The organism is Rhodopseudomonas sp. P2A-2r (genome assembly GCF_026015985.1).
GTDB lineage: Bacteria > Pseudomonadota > Alphaproteobacteria > Rhizobiales > Xanthobacteraceae > Tardiphaga.
Genome location: NZ_CP110389.1, coordinates 280,470 through 298,899, shown reverse-complemented (window position 1 = coordinate 298,899; position 18,430 = coordinate 280,470). Strand labels below are relative to the sequence as shown.

General features: G+C 64.2%; 17 protein-coding genes and 4 pseudogenes. 14 read left to right on the top strand and 7 right to left on the bottom strand.

Annotation, left to right across the window (positions count from 1 at the left end):
- Positions 1-48: 48 nt before the first annotated feature.
- Both rho and hemJ read right to left on the bottom strand, forming a co-directional pair.
- Positions 49-1,314, bottom strand: a complete 1,266-nt coding sequence (gene rho / locus ONR75_RS01410) for a transcription termination factor Rho (RefSeq protein WP_265081063.1) — start codon at positions 1,312-1,314, stop codon at positions 49-51.
- Between the two features lie 272 nt (positions 1,315-1,586).
- Positions 1,587-2,009: a protoporphyrinogen oxidase HemJ gene (gene hemJ / locus ONR75_RS01405; RefSeq protein WP_265081062.1), complete on the bottom strand. Its 423-nt coding sequence runs from the start codon at positions 2,007-2,009 to the stop codon at positions 1,587-1,589.
- A gap of 475 nt (positions 2,010-2,484) precedes the next feature.
- Between hemJ and ONR75_RS01400 the strand changes: the two genes are divergently transcribed.
- The 4 genes and pseudogenes from ONR75_RS01400 (at position 2,485) to dnaQ (ending at position 5,449) form a co-directional block, all read left to right on the top strand.
- The gene (locus tag ONR75_RS01400; protein WP_265083909.1) at positions 2,485-3,324 is read left to right on the top strand and encodes a pyruvate, water dikinase regulatory protein; all 840 of its coding nucleotides are present in this window, start codon (positions 2,485-2,487) and stop codon (positions 3,322-3,324) included.
- Positions 3,321-3,929 carry a Maf family protein gene (locus ONR75_RS01395; protein ID WP_265081061.1) on the top strand — a complete coding sequence of 203 codons (609 nt, stop codon included), beginning with the start codon at positions 3,321-3,323 and terminating at the stop codon, positions 3,927-3,929. The genes ONR75_RS01400 and ONR75_RS01395 overlap by 4 nt, the downstream gene beginning before the upstream one ends.
- A 208-nt stretch (positions 3,930-4,137) precedes the next feature.
- A complete protein-coding gene (gene coaE / locus ONR75_RS01390; protein WP_265081060.1) occupies positions 4,138-4,737 on the top strand; it encodes a dephospho-CoA kinase in 600 nt (199 codons plus the stop codon).
- A gap of 20 nt (positions 4,738-4,757) precedes the next feature.
- Positions 4,758-5,449, top strand: a pseudogene (gene dnaQ, locus ONR75_RS01385) (DNA polymerase III subunit epsilon).
- Between the two features lie 139 nt (positions 5,450-5,588).
- On the opposite strand, the pseudogene secB reads toward dnaQ, so the two are convergent.
- A pseudogene (gene secB / locus ONR75_RS01380) lies at positions 5,589-6,063 on the bottom strand (protein-export chaperone SecB).
- Between the two features lie 474 nt (positions 6,064-6,537).
- Here secB and ONR75_RS01375 point away from each other — a divergent pair.
- The 3 genes from ONR75_RS01375 (at position 6,538) to ONR75_RS01365 (ending at position 9,531) form a co-directional block, all read left to right on the top strand.
- Positions 6,538-7,242 (top strand): Tim44/TimA family putative adaptor protein, encoded by a 705-nt coding sequence (locus ONR75_RS01375; RefSeq protein WP_265081059.1) that lies wholly within the window; start codon positions 6,538-6,540, stop codon positions 7,240-7,242.
- A 124-nt stretch (positions 7,243-7,366) separates the two neighbouring features.
- Complete coding sequence (locus ONR75_RS01370) at positions 7,367-8,926, top strand: MltA domain-containing protein (RefSeq protein ID WP_265083908.1); 1,560 nt, start codon at positions 7,367-7,369, stop codon at positions 8,924-8,926.
- Complete coding sequence (locus ONR75_RS01365; RefSeq protein WP_265081058.1) at positions 8,923-9,531, top strand: Smr/MutS family protein; 609 nt, start codon at positions 8,923-8,925, stop codon at positions 9,529-9,531. The genes ONR75_RS01370 and ONR75_RS01365 overlap by 4 nt, the downstream gene beginning before the upstream one ends.
- A gap of 167 nt (positions 9,532-9,698) precedes the next feature.
- On the opposite strand, the pseudogene hslU reads toward ONR75_RS01365, so the two are convergent.
- From hslU to hslV, 3 genes and pseudogenes are all read right to left on the bottom strand, one after another.
- Positions 9,699-11,000 (bottom strand): annotated as a pseudogene (gene hslU / locus ONR75_RS01360) (ATP-dependent protease ATPase subunit HslU).
- Between the two features lie 40 nt (positions 11,001-11,040).
- A complete protein-coding gene (locus ONR75_RS01355) occupies positions 11,041-11,589 on the bottom strand; it encodes a DUF2585 domain-containing protein (RefSeq protein ID WP_265083907.1) in 549 nt (182 codons plus the stop codon).
- A 59-nt stretch (positions 11,590-11,648) separates the two neighbouring features.
- The gene (gene hslV / locus ONR75_RS01350; RefSeq protein WP_265081057.1) at positions 11,649-12,218 is read right to left on the bottom strand and encodes an ATP-dependent protease subunit HslV; all 570 of its coding nucleotides are present in this window, start codon (positions 12,216-12,218) and stop codon (positions 11,649-11,651) included.
- 178 nt (positions 12,219-12,396) lie between these two features.
- Between hslV and hisB the strand changes: the two genes are divergently transcribed.
- The 7 genes and pseudogenes from hisB to coaA all read left to right on the top strand — a co-directional run bounded on the left by hisB (position 12,397) and on the right by coaA (position 17,271).
- Positions 12,397-12,990 carry an imidazoleglycerol-phosphate dehydratase HisB gene (hisB, locus tag ONR75_RS01345; protein ID WP_265081056.1) on the top strand — a complete coding sequence of 198 codons (594 nt, stop codon included), beginning with the start codon at positions 12,397-12,399 and terminating at the stop codon, positions 12,988-12,990.
- A gap of 38 nt (positions 12,991-13,028) precedes the next feature.
- A complete protein-coding gene (locus tag ONR75_RS01340; RefSeq protein ID WP_265081055.1) occupies positions 13,029-13,556 on the top strand; it encodes a DUF2628 domain-containing protein in 528 nt (175 codons plus the stop codon).
- A complete protein-coding gene (gene hisH / locus ONR75_RS01335) occupies positions 13,553-14,203 on the top strand; it encodes an imidazole glycerol phosphate synthase subunit HisH (protein WP_265081054.1) in 651 nt (216 codons plus the stop codon). Before ONR75_RS01340 ends, hisH begins: the two co-directional genes overlap by 4 nt.
- Positions 14,204-14,386: 183 nt before the next feature.
- A pseudogene (gene hisA, locus ONR75_RS01330) lies at positions 14,387-15,126 on the top strand (1-(5-phosphoribosyl)-5-[(5-phosphoribosylamino)methylideneamino]imidazole-4-carboxamide isomerase).
- An 8-nt stretch (positions 15,127-15,134) separates the two neighbouring features.
- Complete coding sequence (gene hisF, locus ONR75_RS01325) at positions 15,135-15,911, top strand: imidazole glycerol phosphate synthase subunit HisF (protein WP_265081053.1); 777 nt, start codon at positions 15,135-15,137, stop codon at positions 15,909-15,911.
- A 66-nt stretch (positions 15,912-15,977) separates the two neighbouring features.
- A complete protein-coding gene (locus tag ONR75_RS01320) occupies positions 15,978-16,301 on the top strand; it encodes a phosphoribosyl-ATP diphosphatase (RefSeq protein ID WP_265081052.1) in 324 nt (107 codons plus the stop codon).
- Between the two features lie 16 nt (positions 16,302-16,317).
- Positions 16,318-17,271 (top strand): type I pantothenate kinase, encoded by a 954-nt coding sequence (gene coaA / locus ONR75_RS01315; RefSeq protein ID WP_265081051.1) that lies wholly within the window; start codon positions 16,318-16,320, stop codon positions 17,269-17,271.
- 174 nt (positions 17,272-17,445) lie between these two features.
- On the opposite strand, the gene ONR75_RS01310 is transcribed toward coaA, so the two are convergent.
- Positions 17,446-18,402, bottom strand: coding sequence for a GNAT family N-acetyltransferase (locus ONR75_RS01310; RefSeq protein ID WP_265081050.1), 957 nt, complete (start codon positions 18,400-18,402; stop codon positions 17,446-17,448).
- Between the last annotated feature and the right edge of the window lie 28 nt (positions 18,403-18,430).

The window sequence follows — 18,430 nt, the reverse complement described above, 5'->3', positions numbered from 1 at the left end:
GCGCCGCTGGTTCACAGCGACGCCTTTCGCAATTCCAAACCTGAAAACTCAGGTGTTCATCGACTCGAAGAATTCCGCGTTGTTCTTGGTGTTACGGAGCTTGTCGAGCAGGAAGTCGATGGCGTCCATGGTGCCCATCGGATTGAGGATGCGGCGCAGCACGTACATCTTCTTGAGCAGCTGCGGATCGGTGATGAGCTCTTCCTTGCGGGTGCCGGAGCGCGAGATGTCAATGGCCGGGAAGGTGCGCTTGTCGGACACCTTGCGGTCGAGGATCAGCTCCGAGTTGCCGGTGCCCTTGAACTCTTCGAAGATCACTTCGTCCATGCGCGAGCCGGTATCGACCAGCGCGGTGGCGATGATGGTGAGCGAGCCGCCCTCTTCGATGTTTCGCGCGGCACCGAAGAAACGCTTCGGACGCTGCAGCGCGTTGGCGTCGACGCCGCCGGTCAGCACCTTGCCGGACGACGGCACCACGGTGTTGTAGGCGCGGCCGAGGCGAGTGATCGAATCCAGCAGGATGACCACGTCGCGGCCATGCTCGACCAGACGCTTGGCCTTCTCGATCACCATCTCGGCGACCTGGACGTGACGCACCGCGGGTTCGTCGAAGGTCGAAGAGACGACTTCGCCCTTCACCGAACGCTGCATGTCGGTGACTTCCTCGGGCCTTTCATCGATCAGAAGAACGATGAGGTAGCATTCCGGGTGATTGGCCGTGATGGAGTGCGCGATGTTCTGCATCAGCACGGTCTTGCCGGTGCGCGGCGGCGCGACGATCAGTGCGCGCTGGCCCTTGCCGATCGGGGCCACGATATCGATGACACGGGCAGACAGATCTCGGCGGGTGGAATCTTCCAATTCAAGACGGAAGCGCTGATCGGGGAACAGCGGCGTCAGGTTATCGAAGTTGACCTTGTGCTTGGACTTCTCGGGGTCCTCGAAGTTCAGCGTGTTGACCTTCAGCAGCGCGAAATAGCGTTCGCCTTCCTTCGGGCTGCGGATATGGCCTTCGATGGTGTCGCCGGTGCGCAGACCGAAGCGGCGTATCTGCGACGGCGAGACGTAGATGTCGTCCGGTCCCGGCAGGTAATTGGCATCGGGTGAGCGCAGGAATCCGAAGCCGTCGGAGAGAACCTCGACGACGCCTTCACCGATGATGTCGGTTTCCTTGATCGCCAGCTGCTTGAGGCTGGCGAACATCAGCTCCTGCTTGCGCATGGTGCTGGCATTCTCGACCCCAAGCTCTTCCGCAAACGAGACAAGCTCGGCTGGCGTCTTGGCCTTGAGGTCTTGGAGTTTCATTTCCCGCATGGGGGTGGTCCTGTGGAAGATCGGGGGAGTGGGATGCGAGGTGGCCGGAAGAAATGCGGACGCTGGAAAAGATCAGGAAAGTCCGCAGGTCTTCAGAGATGAGGTCTTGAGCAAGGAAGGTGCCGAAGAGGCTTCAACCCTGATGCGGCGACCGGTTCAACAACAAACCGGAACGCAATCACATCCGCCTGCGTGGGGGTGGGATGCCCACAATATATAAAATCACCGTGCGTCGCGCAAGCCGTTCGCGATCCCCTCGCCATCAGCCCCGGCTAAAACGGTTTGACGATCACCAGCACGACGATCAGAATCATGAGGACCGTCGGTACCTCATTGATAATCCGATAGAATTTCTGGCTTCGCGTGTTGCGGTCGAGAGCGAAATCGCGCACCCGCGAGGTGAAAAAGCCATGCACGCCGGACATCGCGAGCACCAGCAGCAGTTTACCGTGGAACCAGCCGGCGGTGTACCAGTGGCCGGCCCAGGCGAGGTAGATCCCGACAATCCAGGTCACGACCATGGCCGGATTGATGATCGCCTTGAGCAGCCGGCGTTCCATCACCTTGAAGGTTTCGGATTGCTGCGATCCGACCGCTGCCTCGCAGTGGTAGACGAACAGCCTAGGCAGATACAGCATGCCGGCCATCCACGAGATGACAGCGATCACATGCAGCGCCTTGGCCCATTCGTACATTTTTAGGAAACTCTTAATCGTTCGGTAACGGTTGCGATGGCATCAATGCAGCTGGAACATTCGGCGAGATTTCAGCGTTGCAGCGGTGACGGATAAAGACCCGATCGGCGGGATATCCGCAAGCGAACCTTTTCTAAAACAATACTTATAGATTCTTAGGTTTGAGTCTGAGTAGCAGTGGATTAGGCCCGCGCAACGCCATCCCGTTTTGTCCCGGCCTTATGCACATCTCCAGTGCCGTCGCCGGATTCCGCCTCGATCAAAATAACATGACGAGGTTCAAGGACTTGGCGAGCGCCATCCCGGCTTTATCCAGAGACAAAACCGGATAACCCCATTATTGTCGAAAAGCGCGTTCGACTTTTCCATTCACGAGGCCTGTGAAGAAAAACGGCAGTTATCCCGGATCCCTCGCCGCCCCGGCGGGAAACCGGGAAAAGCTCCACAGGGATTCACAGGATACACAGGCTCCATGGTGCCCACCTCCGGCAGCTATTTTCATCTGCACCTCGTTTCCGATTCGACCGGCGAGACCCTGATCACGGTGGCGCGCGCCGTTGCCGCGCAATATGCCAACGTCACGCCGGTGGAACACGTCTATCCGCTGGTGCGCAGCCAGAAGCAGCTCGACCGGGTGTTGACCGAGATCGAGGAAGCGCCCGGCATCGTGTTGTTCACCCTGCTGGAAAAGGATCTGGTCGGCCGCCTCGAAGCGAAATGCCAGGAGATCAACAGCCCGAGCCTGTCGATCATCGGCCCGGTGATGCAACTGTTCCAGGCCTATCTTGGTGCATCCACAACCGGCCGCGTCGGCGCGCAGCACACGCTCAACGCGGAATATTTCAAGCGCATCGATGCGCTGAACTATTCGATGATGCACGACGACGGCCAGCACGTCGAAGGGCTCGAGGAAGCCGACGTGGTTCTGGTCGGCGTGTCGCGCACGTCGAAGACGCCGACATCTATCTATCTTGCCAATCGCGGCGTGCGCACCGCCAATGTGCCGCTGGTGCCCGGCATTCCCATTCCACCGCAGCTGGAAGTGCTGAAGAAGCCGCTGGTCGTCTCGCTGCATGCGACGCCCGAGCGGCTGATCCAGATCCGGCAAAACCGCTTGCTCAGTCTCGGCGCCGATTCCGGCAATGAAGACTATATCGACCGCCAGTCGGTCACTGAGGAAGTCACCTTCGCGCGCCGGCTCAGCGCCAAATATGGCTGGCCACTGCTCGAGGTGACGCGTCGCTCCATCGAGGAAACCGCCGCGGCGATCATGAAGCTGCTGGCCGACCGGCAGCGACAGCGGTTTCCCGAATGAGCATCTGGCAAGGCGAACATCCGCTGATCCTGGCGTCGCAGAGCAGCGCGCGAAAAACGCTGCTGCGCAATGCTGGCATTGCCTTCGAGGCCATCCCCGCGGATATCGACGAGCGCAGCATCCAGCGCGACTCCGGACTGACATCGCCCGGCGAGATCGCCGCGATGCTCGCCGAACGCAAGGCCGCCTTCGTCTCCCTCCGTCATCCCGGTCGCTACGTGGTCGGTGCCGACCAGACCCTGGCGCTGGGCAGCGAATTGTTCAGCAAGCCGGCCGGCCGCTCCGCCGCCGCCGCGCAGCTGGCGGCGCTGGCCGGCAAGACCCACGAGCTGCATTCGGCCATCGCGGTGGCGTGCGACGGCGCGACATTGTTCAGCAGCGTCTCGGTGGCACACATGACCATGCGCAAGCTGGACGATGCCGCCATCGATGCCTATCTCGACGCGGCCGGCGATGCCGTCACCACCAGCGTCGGCGCCTACCAGGTCGAAGGCCTTGGCGTGCACCTGTTCGAACTGATCGAAGGCGATCACTTCACCATCCTCGGTCTGCCGCTGCTGCCGCTGCTGAAATTTCTGCGCGGCGAGAAGATGATTGCGATCTAGTCGGCACCTTCGTTTCCCGGGCGCGCTGCGGCATCCTTATGCCGTTGCGCAGAACCGGAATCCCGATTTCTTACCAACAATCGGGACCCCGGATCTGCGAAGTGATACTGGCGGCGATGCAATAGCATCGCCTGGTATCGCATCGCGTCCGGGGAACCAGACTGGACTGACTTGAGCCATCCCAGACGGAATTGATGGATGTAACGAGATGATTGTTCTTGGACTCACCGGTTCCATCGGGATGGGTAAATCGACCACCGCAAAACTGTTCGCCGAAGCCGGCGTGCCGGTCTACGACGCGGACGCCACGGTTCATCGGATCTACGAAGGCGAAGCCGCCCCGGCCGTCGAGGCGGCGTTTCCCGGCACCACGGTGGACGGCAAGGTCGATCGCGCGAAACTGTCCGCGCAGGTGGTCGGCAATGAGGCGGCGATGAAGCGGCTGGAGCAGCTCGTGCATCCCATGCTCGGCGCCTACCACAAGAAGTTTCTCGACGATGCCGAGCGCGGCGGTGCGCCGGTGGCCGTGGTCGATGTGCCCTTGCTGTTCGAGACCGGCGGCGAGAAGCGCGTCGACGCCGTCGTGGTGGTGACTACCGACGCCGAACAGCAGCGCCACCGCATTCTTGCGCGCGGCACCATGTCGGAGCAGGCGCTAGATGCCATCCTGGCTCGGCAACTTCCCGACGTTGAAAAGCGCAAGCGTGCCGATTTCGTGGTGGATACCTCGCATGGGCTGGAGCCGGTGCGGCTGCGGATCCGTGAAATTCTCGATCAGGCTGCTAGGATGCCGCGACGGCGACCCTGATTCGATAACCGGCCAGAAGCATGCGTGAAATCGTTCTCGATACCGAAACCACCGGCCTCGATCCGCTGCGCGGCGACCGGCTGGTCGAGATCGGCTGTGTCGAGATCTTCAACCGCATGCCCACCGGCCAGACCTTTCACCGGCACATCAATCCGCAGCGCGACATGCCGCTGGAAGCCTTCAACGTTCACGGCCTGTCGGCCGAGTTCCTCGCCGACAAGCCGCTGTTTCATGAGGTGGTGGACGACTTTCTGGAATTCATCGGCGACGCGCCGCTGGTGATCCACAACGCCTCGTTCGACATCGGCTTCATCAATGCCGAGCTCGACCGCATCAAGCGGCCGGCGATCGCCCGCGATCGCCTGGTCGACACGCTGATGCTGGCGCGGCGCAAGCATCCCGGCGTGTCGAACCGGCTCGACGATCTCTGCTCGCGCTACGCCATCGACAATTCACGCCGTACCAAGCATGGCGCGCTGCTGGATTCCGAACTGCTGGCGGAAGTCTATATCGACCTGATCGGCGCCCGGCAGTCGAGCCTGATTCTGGCCGACGACGTGCCGATGCAGCGCACCGGCGGTATCAATGACGCGCCGCGCCGTCAGCGCCCGGCACCGCTCGCCCCCGGCTCACCGAGGACGATGTCGCCGCACACCGCGCCTTCGTGGCGACAATGGGCGACAAGGCGATCTGGAACGAATTTCTGGGCTGATTGGTCGTTCCGGGGCGCGGGCGGCGCTAGCCGCACGCGAACCCGGAATCCCGAACTGCGATGCGATGAGCATCTGGAGATCCCAGGCCTGCATCAGCCGGCTTCGCCGCCTGCTGCATCCCGGGATGACACGAACGTGTCAGCTCTGCATCGGCTGCTGGGCCTGGCGTTCCATGTTCTGGCGGTACAGGCCGACGAAATCGACGGGGTCGAGCATCAGCGGCGGGAAGCCGCCGTCGCGCACCGCGGTGGCGATGATCTCGCGGGCGAACGGGAACAGCAGCCGCGGGCATTCGATCATCACCAGCGGATGCAGGTTTTCCTGCGGGACGTTGAGGATGCGGAACACGCCGGCATAGGCCAGCTCGAAGCTGAACATCACGGTACCGGCGTTCTCGGCCTTGCCCTCGACCGACAGCGTCACCTCGAATTCGTTCTCGGACAGGTTGTTGGCGCCGACATTGATCTGGATGTTGATGTTGGGCTGCTGGGGCTGCGGCGCCAGCGAGGCCGGGGCGTTCGGGTTCTCGAACGACAGGTCCTTGGTGTATTGCGCCAGCACGTTGAGCTGGGGGGAAGACCCGCCTCGGGAGGGTGCCGTTGCCGTTGGTCATGGAGTTCTCCTGAAGCGTTTCGGAAGTGGAGCGGCGTCGGATGTCGCCGGATCTCGGAAAGCGATGTCGGGCGAGTGGCTATCATAGCCCCGCCGTGCTGGACAAGGACGGCACGCCCCGGTCGCGCCATTCGCGGGAGCCGCCGAATCGCTGCCGCCGGCCCGGAGGAGCCAAAGACCGCCGCTTTTGCGGCCAAAATCGCCTAAACGGCTGAGGGCGCGGGCGTTCCGGTCGCAATCCGGTTTCCACTGCAGGCCGAAACGCGCTAGAATCGATCAAGACCAAGGCCCGAAGAGGTCGCTATCCGGCTGCTATGCCGCAGACTGAGTCAAACCGCGCCATTGGCTGGGCTCAATTTCGTGCCTACATGAAGCGGGTCCACCCTTGATGTGACTGCTGCCGTTTCCCGGACCGTATCCGGCAGGACATTTCCCCGCCGGGCCCGGCCCGGCGCCGATCAGAAAGCAATGCGACGTGGATATTTACACCATCATCTTCCTGGCGCTGGCCGTCTTCATTTTTCTGCGGCTGCGCAATGTCCTCGGCCAGCGCACCGGCACCGAACGGCCGCCGTTCGACCGCGCGGCCCGCGACGTGGTGCAGGGCGCGCCGGATAGCAATGTGGTGCCCATGCCCGGCGCCATCGTGGACCAGCCGTCCGCGGCGCCGACCGCCGACGTGACCCCGACCGCCGATCGCTGGAAGGGCGTTGCCGAACCGGGCACGCCGCTGGCCGCCGGGCTTGATTCGATCCTCGCCAAGGACGCCTCCTTCGATCCGCGCCATTTCATCTCGGGGGCCAAGGGCGCCTATGAGATGATCGTGCTGGCCTTCGCCAATGGCGACCGCCGCGCGCTCAAGGACCTGCTGTCGTCCGAAGTGTTCGAAAGCTTCGACGCCGTCATCAAGGACCGCGAGAAGAACGAGCAGAAGACCGAGACCCGCTTCGTCTCGATCGACAAGGCCGAGCTGGTCAATGCCGAGGTGCGCGACCGCAACGCCCAGCTGACGGTGCGCTTTGTCTCGCAGATGATTTCGGTCACCCGCGACAAATCCGGCGCGATCGTCGATGGAAATGCCGAAAAGGTCAGCGATATCACCGATGTCTGGACATTCGCCCGCGACATCGCCTCGCGCGATCCGAACTGGAAGCTGGTTGGCACCGGCAGCGTCAACTAGGGCGCGCCGCACTACGGCGTCCGTCGCGGTTTGTGCGGCGATCGCCGCCGTGGTGTCGCTTGTGCAGCCGGTCCCCGCTGTCGCGTCGCGGCTCCACCTGCACACGCAATGGCCGTTCGAGATCATGGGCAGCCAGTACGCGCCGGTGGCCTGGGCCGACATCGACGGCTGGGCCGACGATGACCATCTGCAGGCCTTCCAGGCCTTCCGCACCAGCTGCAAGCCGATTTCGGCGCAGCGCATCCCGCCGGTGGACTCCAAGGCGCTGGGCGGCTCGCTGCGCGATCCCTGCCATGTGGCGAAAGCCGCCGACATCTCCGACACCGCCAAGGCGAAGGCCTTCTTCGAAAACAACTTCCTGCCGCTGCGCATCTCGCGGCTCGGCGAGGCCGACGGGTTCGTCACCGGCTATTACGAGCCGGTGATCGAAGGCTCGCGCACCCGGACCGGCGTCTACAACGTGCCGGTCTATCGCAAGCCGTCCAACCTGTTCGTGCGCGGCGTTCCGCAGAGCGCCACCAGCATGCCCAACAAGGGTGAGGTGTTCCGCAAGATCGGCCGCCGCAAGCTGGTTCCCTATTACGATCGCGCCCAGATCGAGGACGGCAAGATCGCCGGCCGCGGCCTCGAAATCTGCTGGCTGAAAAGCCAGACCGATCTGCTGTTTACCCAGATCCAGGGCTCCGCCCGGGTCAAGCTGGAGGACGGCGGCACTGTGCGCATCAACTACGAGGCGCATAATGGCTTTCCCTATACGCCGGTGGGCCGCGTACTGATCGACCGCGGCATCGTGCCGAAAGAGCAGATGTCGATGCAACGTATCCGACAATACATGGAGGAGAATCCCGACGCCGCCAACGAGCTGCGCCGGCAGAACCGCTCCTACGTTTTCTTCCGCGAGGTGCAGTTGTCCGACAAGGACGAGGCGGTAGGTGCGCAGGGCGTGCCGCTGACCCCCGGCCGCTCGATCGCCGTCGACAAGTCGCTGCACGTCTACGGCACGCCGTTCTTCATCGAGGGCGACCTGCCGATCGACTCCGAACAGTCGAAGACCCCGTTCCGTCGGCTGATGGTGGCGCAGGACACCGGCTCGGCCATCGTCGGCCCTGCCCGTGCCGATCTGTATTTCGGCGCCGGCGTCGAGGCCGGCCGCGTCGCCGGTCGCATGCGGCATCCGGCGCGTTTTGTCATGCTGGTGCCGAAGAGCATCGATCCCGTCGCGCGCGGCAGGACCATGCCGCTGCCCGAGGACCGTCCGTCGGCGAAAATTGCAAAGTTGTTTCCGCAGGTCGAGCCCAAGGTCGAGCCGCCGAAGGAGCCCGCCAAACCTGTCGATGCCAAACCCGTCGATATGACAAAGCCTGCCGACGTAAAGCCGGCGGACGCAAAGGCGCCCGACGGCAAGATTGCCGATACCAAGCCGGCCGAAAAGCCGATTGAGAAAGCAGCGGATGCGCCGGCCGCGCCTGTCGTGAAGGACGCGTCTGTGCCGGCCGATGCCGCCAAGACGGCTGTGCCATTGCCGGTGCCGTCGCCGCTGGCACAGGCGACGCCGCAACCCGCGGCAACGGCGGTGCCGCTGCCCGAGGCGCGGCCGCAGATCGCGCGTGAGCAGCCGAAGCCGAAACGCCGCGTTCATCGCCGCGGCCATTCCCATCACCGCCATCGCTTCTTCTGGCAATGAAGAAGCGTCAGCGTCCGCCGCAGATCCTCGATGCCCCCGTGTCGCGCCGCAAGCGCGTGCTGAACGAGGAAGAGCTCGAGCTGTGGCACAGCATCGCCAAACAGACGCGCCCGCTGCGCAAGAAAGTTCGCGTGGCAAAGCCACACGCGGCCGAGCCTGAACCGGTTGCGAAGAAAGCGGCGACCTCGGCGAAGCCGGAACATCCCGCGCATCCGGCGCATCTGGTCAAGATCGTGCGGCCGGACGTGCGCCCGTCACCGCCGCCTCTGGCGCCGCTTGGTCGCCGCGAGCGCTCGCAACTGTCGCGCGGCCGCAAGGATATCGACGCCCGTCTCGACCTGCACGGCATGACCCAGATCCGCGCCCATCGTGCGCTGCTGTCGTTCCTGCAGCGCGCCAACTATGAGGGCCATACCTTCGTACTGGTCATCACCGGCAAGGGTCGCACCGTCGGGCCGGAGTCCGAGCGCGGCGTGCTGCGCCGACAAGTGCCGGAATGGCTCGGCCTGCCGGAATTCCGCACGCTCGTCGTCGGCTTCGAGGAAGCCCATATCGGCCACGGCGGCGAAGGCGCGCTGTATGTGCGGGTGAGACGGGCGAGGTAGTTCGCCGCCGCCAACAGACACTCCGTTGTCATCGCCCGCGAAGGCGGGCGATCCAGTAAGCGGCAGCGTTCCGGCTCCATCACCGACGTCTGAGTTTACTGGGTCGTCCGGTCCCGGCGCGCAGTTGCGCGCCGGGACCGGACGATGACAGGTGAGTGTGTCGCAGCCTACAGAATAAACCGGCTCAGATCCGCATTCTTGGCGAGGTCGCCGACATACTTCTGCACGTAGGCGGCGTCGACATGAATGGTCTCGCCGTTGCGGTCCGGGGCGGCGAAGGAGATATCGTCGAGCACCCGCTCCATCACCGTCTGCAACCGTCGTGCGCCGATGTTCTCCACGCTGGAATTCACGGCCACCGCGACATCGGCCAGCGCGTCGATGGCGTCATCGCCGAATTCCAGCGTCACGCCCTCGGTCGCCAACAGCGCCACATACTGCTTGATCAGCGACGCTTCCGGCTCGGTGAGGATGCGACGCATGTCGTCGCGGGTCAGGGCGTTGAGTTCGACGCGAATCGGCAGGCGGCCTTGCAGCTCCGGTAGCAGGTCCGAAGGCTTGGCGATGTGGAACGCGCCCGAGGCGATGAACAGGATGTGGTCGGTCTTCACCGCGCCGTGCTTGGTGGAGACGGTGGTGCCTTCGATCAGCGGCAGCAGATCGCGCTGCACGCCCTCGCGCGACACGTCGCCGCCGCTGCGGCCGTCGCGCACGCAGATCTTGTCGATCTCATCGAGAAACACGATGCCTGAGTTCTCCACCACGGAGATCGCTTCCTGCGTCAGCTGATCGGAATCCAGTAGCTTGTCGGATTCCTCGTTGACCAGTAGTTCATGCGACGCCTCGACCGTCAGACGCCGCGTCTTGGTGCGCTGTCCCATCTTGCCGAAGATGTCGCCGATATTGATGGCGCTCATCTGCGCGCCGGGCATGCCCGGGATTTCGAACATCGACGGGCCGCCGGAGGCCTAGGTCTCGATCTCGATCTCCTTGTCGTTCATCTCGCCGGCGCGCAGCTTCTTGCGAAACGATTCGCGCGTGCTCGGACCCGAGCCCGGCCCGACCAGCGCGTCGAGCACACGTTCTTCTGCGGCCTGTTGGGCGCGCGCCTGCACGTCCTTGCGCTTGCGTTCGCGAACCTGGGCAATGCCGACCTCGAGGAGGTCACGGATGATCTGCTCGACGTCGCGGCCGACATAGCCGACCTCGGTGAACTTGGTGGCCTCGACCTTGATGAACGGCGCGCCGGCGAGTTTTGCCAGCCGCCGCGCGATCTCGGTCTTGCCGACTCCCGTAGGTCCGATCATCAAAATGTTCTTCGGCAGCACCTCGTCGCGCAGGTGGCCGGTGAGCTGCAGCCGCCGCCAGCGGTTGCGCAGGGCGATGGAGACGGCGCGCTTGGCGTCGTGCTGGCCGACGATATAGCGGTCGAGTTCGCTGACGATTTCACGGGGAGAAAAGTCGGTCATGGCTGTTCAACACTACAGGTTTGTCGCCGGCACAAGCCGGTCAGATGATGGGCGGCCCGGCCTGCCATTGACGGATGGCGTCGGTGGGATGGATCAGCATGATGATGTTGAGGGTCAGGTTGTCGCGGATATGCAGGCCGACCGCGACTTCGAACACCAGTGCGATGGCGACGGTCGCCGCCACCGGCAGTCTGCGCGCCAGCAGGAAGCCGCCGACCATGGCCAATGTATCGGCCAGCGAATTGACGATGCTGTCGCCGTAGTAGTCGAGCGACATGGTGGCGGTGCGGTAGCGGTCGATGATGAAGCTGGAATTCTCCAGCAACTCCCAGCCGCCCTCGATCAGCATCGCCACCAGCAGCCGGCAGATCCACGGCATCCGCCGCAGCACCAGCCAGGTGGCGGCATAGAACAGGAAGCCGTGGATGATGTGCGAGAACGTGTACCAGTCGGTGAGGTGCTGGGAATTTTCCGAACTCATCACCACGCCATGCCACAGCTTGACGTAGCCGCAGGCGCAGATCGGCAGCCGGCCCATGGCGTAGAGAATGACCGCCTGCAGCACCAGCAGGCCGGCAGCCATCGCCATGCCTTGCGCCAGAGTCGGGCGCGGCAACGTGGGCAAGCTCGCCGGCCGGACCTCCGCGGTCATGCGGACAGCGTCTCCAGCGTCACGTTGCGGTTGGTGTAGACGCAGATGTCCGCGGCGATATCCAGCGCGCGGCGCACGATGGTCTCGGCGTCCTTGTCGGAATCCACCAGCGCGCGCGCCGCGGCCAGCGCGTAATTGCCGCCGGATCCGATGGCCATGACGCCGGCTTCCGGCTCCAGCACGTCGCCGGTGCCGGTCAGCACCAGCGAGACATCCTTGTCGGCGACGATCATCATGGCCTCGAGCCGGCGCAAATAGCGGTCGGTGCGCCAGTCCTTGGCCAGTTCGACGGCCGCGCGGGTCAATTGGCCCGGATACTGCTCCAGCTTGGCCTCCAGCCGCTCGAACAGGGTGAAGGCGTCCGCGGTGGCGCCGGCAAAGCCGCCGATCACGTCGCCCTTGCCCAGCTTGCGGACCTTTTTGGCGTTGGATTTGATGACGGTCTGGCCGATCGAAACCTGGCCGTCGCCGCCGATGACGACCTTGCCGTCCTTGCGGACGGTCAGGATGGTGGTGCCGTGCCAGACCTGGGGCGAACCCTCGCTGGCCGAATATGATGCGCTCATGGAATTCCTCGTGGGGCCTCTGATCTAGGCACTGGCCTCTCACGTTGCAAATGCGGCGAAAGCGCCGGATTCCGGTCACCATAGGCGCAAGATCGGGCCGAAACCGTCCTGCCGCGGTAGCGAAGCTGTCATGACCCTGTTAAAAGGGCGCGTTTTCAGCACCCGGAAAGCCATTTTCATGCGTCAGGCGACGATCAAGCGCAAAACCAAGGAAACCGACATCGAGGTCTCCGTGAACCTCGATGGCACCGGTGTGTCCCAGGTTGCCACGGACATCGGCTTTTTCGATCATATGCTGGACCTGCTCGCCCGCCATTCCCGCATCGACATCGCCGTGAAGGCGGTCGGCGACCTCCATGTCGACTTCCACCACACCACGGAGGATGTCGGCATCGCGCTCGGCCAGGCCGTCAAGCAGGCGCTCGGCGACATGGCCGGGATCACCCGCTATGCCTCGATCCACATGCCCATGGACGAGACGTTGACCCGGGTGGTGATCGACATCTCCGGTCGTCCGGTGCTGGTGTTCAAGGCGGCCTTCCCGACCCACAAAATCGGCGAATTCGACACCGAGCTGGTGCGCGAGTGGTTCAACGCCTTTGCCGGCAATGCGGGCGTGACTTTGCATGTCGAGACCCTATATGGCGAGAACAGCCATCATATCGCCGAATCCTGCTTCAAGGGTCTGGCGCGGGCGCTGCGCACGGCGGTTGCGATCGATCCGCGCAATGGCGGTGAAGTGCCATCCACCAAGGGTCAGCTCGGCGGCTGATTTGCTTGTCTTTTCCTTGCATCGGCGGAGTTGATGCCATGCCGGTCTATACAGTTCATGCGCCTGCGGCCTCGCGGCCGGAGGTCGCTTCGACCGACCGTTTCGTGTTCGTGCGCGACGGCTTCTACGTCTGGGCGTTTCTCGCAGCCTTGGTCTGGATGGTCTGGCATCGGCTGTGGTGGGCGCTGCTGGGCTATATCGCGATCTCCATCGTCGGCGAGGTCGCGCTGTCGGCGCTGCACGCCGGCTTCGGCGCGCGTCTGGCGGTCATGCTGCTGTTTGCTCTCCTGATGGGCCTCGAAGGCGGCAGCCTCAGGCGCTGGACCCTGTCGCGCGGCAAGTGGCGGCAGATCGACGTGGTGGTCGCCGATGACGAGCAGTCCGCCGAGCGCCGCTTCTTCGATCGCTGGACCGCACGGCGCAACATCGTCAACGACCAGACGGCCGTCGAGCGCGGTGGGCCGCCGCCGACCCGCCATGTGGCGGGCGAGCCGTTTTCGCGCCCGCCCTCGGGCGCCCACGAGGCCATCATCGGCCTGTTTCCACAACCGGGAGCGTCGCGTTGAGCGTTGCCATCATCGATTACGGCTCCGGCAATCTGCACTCGGCGGCGAAAGCCTTCGAGCGCGCGGCGCGCAGCATGGACGTGCCTGAAAAGGTCGTCGTCACCCGCGATCCCGAAGTGGTGTTTCGCGCCGACCGCATCGTGCTGCCCGGCGTCGGCGCTTTCGCCGACTGCCGCAAGGGACTGGATGCGCTGGACGGCATGGTGGACGCCATGACCGAGGCCGTCAGGCAGAAGGCGCGGCCGTTCTTCGGCATCTGCGTCGGCATGCAGCTGATGGCCACCCGCGGCAAGGAGCACGTCACCACCGAAGGTCTCAACTGGATCGCTGGCGACGTGGAAAAGATCACGCCGCGCGAAGAGAACTTCAAGATCCCGCACATGGGCTGGAATACGCTGGACATGGTGCGCGAGCACCCCGTGCTGGAGCGGCTGCCGCTCGGCCCCAAGGGCCGCCACGCCTATTTTGTGCACTCCTATCACCTCAATGCCGCCAACGAAGCGGACATCCTGGCGCGCGCCGACTACGGCGGCCCGGTCACCGCCATCGTCGGCCGCGACACCATGATCGGCACCCAGTTCCATCCGGAAAAGAGCCAGCGCTTCGGGCTGGCGCTGATCTCGAATTTTCTGAAATGGAAGCCGTGATTTTGATTTCGACATCGGCGGTCACACCCCTCCCCCGCGAGCCCTTGCGAGCGGTGGGGAGGGTCGACGCCGCAGGCGTCGGGGTGGGGGCGCTTTCTTGGCCGAGCAGCCCCCACCCCCGACCCCTCCCCGCCAAGTGGGGGAGGGGAGCTACAGCGCTCCTGGTTTCCGGATATTTGCATCATGATTCTCTTCCCCGCCATCGATCTCAAGAACGGCCAGTGCGTTCGCCTCGAACAGGGCGACATGGCGCGTGCCACCGTGTTCAATCTCGATCCCGCCGCCCAGGCGCGTGACTTCGAGAGCCAGGGCTTTGAATATCTGCACGTGGTCGATCTCGACGGCGCCTTCGCCGGCAAGCCGGTCAATGCCGGGGCCGTGGAGGCGATGCTGAAGACGGTCAAGATGCCGGTGCAGCTCGGCGGCGGCATCCGCGATCTCGCCACCGTCGAGGCCTGGCTGGCCAAGGGCATCACCCGCGTCATCATCGGCACCGCCGCGGTGCGCGATCCCGCTTTGGTCAAGGAAGCCGCGCAAAGTTTCCCGGCCGGGTCGCCGTCGGCCTCGATGCGCGCGACGGCAAGGTCGCGGTCGAAGGATGGGCCGAAACCTCGACGGTGACCGCGCTGGAAATCGCGCAGCGTTTTGAGGATGCCGGCGTCGCCGCCATCATCTTTACCGATATCGCGCGCGACGGCTTGTTGAAGGGCCTCAATCTCGACGCGACCATCGAACTCGCCAACGCCATCTCGATTCCGGTGATCGCCTCCGGCGGCTTCGCCTCCATCGCCGATGTCGAGGCGCTGCTGCAGCCGCGCGCGCGCAAGCTCGAAGGCGCGATTTCCGGCCGCGCGCTGTATGACGGCCGCGTCGATCCGGCGGCGGCGCTGGCGCTGATCAAATCCGCACGCGCAGCGGCATAGGGGTCCTCATGTTCAAGATGCGCGTCATTCCCTGCCTCGATGTGAAAGACGGCCGCGTCGTCAAGGGCATTAACTTCGTCGACCTGCGCGATGCCGGCGATCCCGTCGAAGCCGCGGTGGCCTATGACGCCGCCGGCGCCGACGAGCTGTGCTTTCTCGATATCAATGCGACGCACGAAAACCGCGGCACCATGATGGACGTGGTGCGGCGCACCGCCGAGGCCTGCTTCATGCCGCTCACCGTCGGCGGCGGCGTGCGCACCACCGACGATATCAAGGCGCTGCTGCGCGCCGGCGCCGACAAGGTGTCGATCAATTCGGCGGCGGTGGCCGATCGTCAGTTCGTCAAGCAGGCGGCGGAGAAATTCGGCGACCAGTGCATCGTGGTGGCCATCGACGCCAAGCGCGTGACACGCGCCGGCGGCGGCTCGCGCTGGGAGATATTCACCCATGGCGGCCGCAAGGGCACCGGCATCGACGCCATCGAATTCGCCCAGGAAGTGGTGTCGCTGGGGGCCGGCGAGATCCTGCTGACCTCCATGGACCGCGACGGCACCCGCCAGGGTTTCGACATCCCACTGACCCATGCGGTGGCCGACAGTATCAACGTGCCGGTGATCGCTTCCGGCGGCGTCGGCAATCTCGATCACCTTGTCGAAGGTATCCGGAGCGGCCACGCCACCGCGGTGCTGGCAGCGTCGATTTTCCACTTCGGGGAATTTACCATTCGTGAGGCCAAGGACCATATGGTCCGGGCGGGTCTGCCGATGCGGCTCGACCCGTAATCCAAAGTCTGGCAGGAAATCCAGCCAGTTCGCGGCCCCATCGGGGGCCTGACAGAAAGCGCCGCAATGGCCCGCTTCACGATCCACGACCTGGCTGCCATCATCGACGCCCGCGCGGCGGCGGGCGGCGAGTCGTCCTACACCCGCAAGCTGCTCGACAAGGGCGCCGAGCACTGCGCCAAGAAGTTTGGCGAGGAAGCGGTCGAAACCGTCATCGCCGCGGTCGAGAACGACCACACCAATCTGATCAATGAAAGTGCGGATCTGCTGTTCCATCTTCTGGTGCTGCTGAAATCGCGCAACGTGACCCTCGAAGAGGTCGAGACGACGCTCGGACAACGCACCAGCATGTCCGGGCTTGAGGAAAAGGCCTCGCGCAAGCGCGATTGAACAAGGCGGCGGCGCAATGGATATGCGGTCAGAGCAGCAATACAATCCCTACCGGACCTTCACCCGCGCGCAGTGGGCGGCATTGCGCGACGATACGCCGATGACGCTGCAGGCCGGCGAGGTCGCGGCGCTGCGTTCGATGTATGACCGCCTCGATCTCAAGGAGGTCGAGGAGATCTACCTGCCGCTGTCGCGGTTGCTGTCGATCTACGTCACCGCCACGCAGCGGCTGTATTACGCGCAGCGAAAATTCCTGGGCATCGAAGACCGCAAGATGCCCTACATCATCGGCGTCGCCGGCTCCGTGGCCGTCGGCAAGTCGACCACCGCGCGCGTGCTGCAGGCGCTGCTGGCGCGCTGGGGCGCCAAGCCCAAGGTCGATCTCGTCACTACCGACGGCTTCCTGTTTCCAAATGCGGTGCTCGAGCGCCAGGGGCTGATGCAGAAGAAGGGCTTTCCGGAAAGCTACGACCTGCCGACGCTGCTGGCCTTTCTCAGCGACATCAAGGCCGGCCGCTCACCGGTGCGCGCGCCGCTGTATTCGCATCTCACCTATGACGTGCTGCCCAACAAATGGCAGGAGATCGACCAGCCCGACATCCTGATCGTCGAGGGCGTCAACGTGCTGCAGACCGGCCGGCTGCCGCGCGACGGCAAGGCGGTGCCTGTCGTCTCCGACTTCTTCGATTTCTCGGTCTATATCGATGCCGAAGAGCCGGTGCTGCGTGACTGGTATGTGCGCCGCTTCTTGGCCCTGCGCGACACCGCATTCCACGACCCGCGATCCTACTTCCATCGCTACGCGCCGCTGTCGGACGAGGAAGCCACCGCCACCGCGCTGGCGATCTGGGAACGCACCAACCTCGCCAACCTCGAGGACAATATCCTGCCGACCAGGCCGCGGGCGACGCTGATCCTGAAAAAGGGCGCGGATCATGTGGTGGAGACGGTCGCGCTAAGAAGGCTGTAGTCGCACAACGGACGCGCCATACACTCGGTTGTCATCGCCCGCGAAAGCGGGTGATCCAGTAAACGCCGGCATCGCGGCTCTATCATCAACAACAGCGTTTACTGGGTCGCCCAGTCCTGGCGCGCAAATGCGCGCGGCCGGGCGATGACAGCGGAGTGTGTCTCCGCTGTGCGCTTACGCCGCCCGCGCGTCGCCGCCGAAGTGCTCGATATACTTCGCGCCGATGGCGGCCACAGGCATCACGATCAGTACGTCCGTCGTGCCGAACTGGTGGTCGATCACCGCGCCATCGCCGATCATGGCGCCGAGCCGCAGGTAGCCCTTGATCAGCGGCGGCAGCATGCGCAGCGCGGCCTTGCTGTCGATCGCCTCTTTCGCCATCCGGTTCATCTCGACATAGCGGCCGGGATGCGCTCGGGCGCGCCACGCCTCGGGCGCGCGGGCGTGGTGATGCAGAAATGACAGCGGCAGCGCCAGGCGGTCCGGGTCGGTGCCCTCGAAACTGGCGCAGCCGATCATGACGTCGAAGCGGTTCTGTTTCACATAGGCCCAGATGCCCTGCCACAGCAGTTCAACGGTGCGCTTGTTGCGATAGGGCGGCAGCACGCAGGAGCGGCCGAGTTCGAGAAAGCGCAAAGCGGCATGGCGCTCGATCATGCCCGACAGGTCGAATTCGTTGTCGGTGTAGAAACCGCCGTTGCGCATGGCCGTCTCGTGGCGCAGCAGGCGATAGGTGCCGACCACCGGCTGGCGGCCGGACAGAGTCGGCTTGGCGGCGTGGTCGATCACCATCAAATGGTCGCAGATCTTGTCGAAGGCGTCCTTGTCGCGCTGCGCCAGCATGGTGGCGGCGTCGGCGATGGCGCTGCCGTCCTTGTAGAACACCTTGTAACGCAATTTCTGGGCACGCTTGATGTCGCGCTTGTCGCGGGCGAGCCGCACTTCCAGCGGGCCCATCCGGCCGAGCGTCGCCGGCGGCAGTCCGACGCCGTCGGGCAACGCGGCGTTGGGCAGCGTGATCTGCGGCGGCTTGAAGAAGGTAATGGTCTTCTGCGCGGCGAGGCCGACATTCTGCGGCCGCAGCATCTGCAGAAACCCCAGCTTCGATCCCGTCAGCTGTTCACCGCGCATGAGACTCCCTCAGCCGCGGGCTGATTCG

Excerpts from the sequence above, each read along its gene's own strand:
- rho (WP_265081063.1), bottom strand. The coding sequence starts at position 1,314 with ATGCGGGAAATGAAACTCCAAGACCTCAAGGCCAAGACGCCAGCCGAG.
- hemJ (WP_265081062.1), bottom strand. The coding sequence starts at position 2,009 with ATGTACGAATGGGCCAAGGCGCTGCATGTGATCGCTGTCATCTCGTGG.
- ONR75_RS01395 (WP_265081061.1), top strand. The coding sequence starts at position 3,321 with ATGAGCATCTGGCAAGGCGAACATCCGCTGATCCTGGCGTCGCAGAGC.
- coaE (WP_265081060.1), top strand. The coding sequence starts at position 4,138 with ATGATTGTTCTTGGACTCACCGGTTCCATCGGGATGGGTAAATCGACC.
- ONR75_RS01370 (WP_265083908.1), top strand. The coding sequence starts at position 7,367 with ATGGGCAGCCAGTACGCGCCGGTGGCCTGGGCCGACATCGACGGCTGG.
- ONR75_RS01365 (WP_265081058.1), top strand. The coding sequence starts at position 8,923 with ATGAAGAAGCGTCAGCGTCCGCCGCAGATCCTCGATGCCCCCGTGTCG.
- ONR75_RS01355 (WP_265083907.1), bottom strand. The coding sequence starts at position 11,589 with ATGGCGATGGCTGCCGGCCTGCTGGTGCTGCAGGCGGTCATTCTCTAC.
- hslV (WP_265081057.1), bottom strand. The coding sequence starts at position 12,218 with ATGAGCGCATCATATTCGGCCAGCGAGGGTTCGCCCCAGGTCTGGCAC.
- hisB (WP_265081056.1), top strand. The coding sequence starts at position 12,397 with ATGCGTCAGGCGACGATCAAGCGCAAAACCAAGGAAACCGACATCGAG.
- ONR75_RS01340 (WP_265081055.1), top strand. The coding sequence starts at position 13,029 with ATGCCGGTCTATACAGTTCATGCGCCTGCGGCCTCGCGGCCGGAGGTC.
- hisF (WP_265081053.1), top strand. The coding sequence starts at position 15,135 with ATGTTCAAGATGCGCGTCATTCCCTGCCTCGATGTGAAAGACGGCCGC.
- ONR75_RS01320 (WP_265081052.1), top strand. The coding sequence starts at position 15,978 with ATGGCCCGCTTCACGATCCACGACCTGGCTGCCATCATCGACGCCCGC.
- coaA (WP_265081051.1), top strand. The coding sequence starts at position 16,318 with ATGGATATGCGGTCAGAGCAGCAATACAATCCCTACCGGACCTTCACC.
- ONR75_RS01310 (WP_265081050.1), bottom strand. The coding sequence starts at position 18,402 with ATGCGCGGTGAACAGCTGACGGGATCGAAGCTGGGGTTTCTGCAGATG.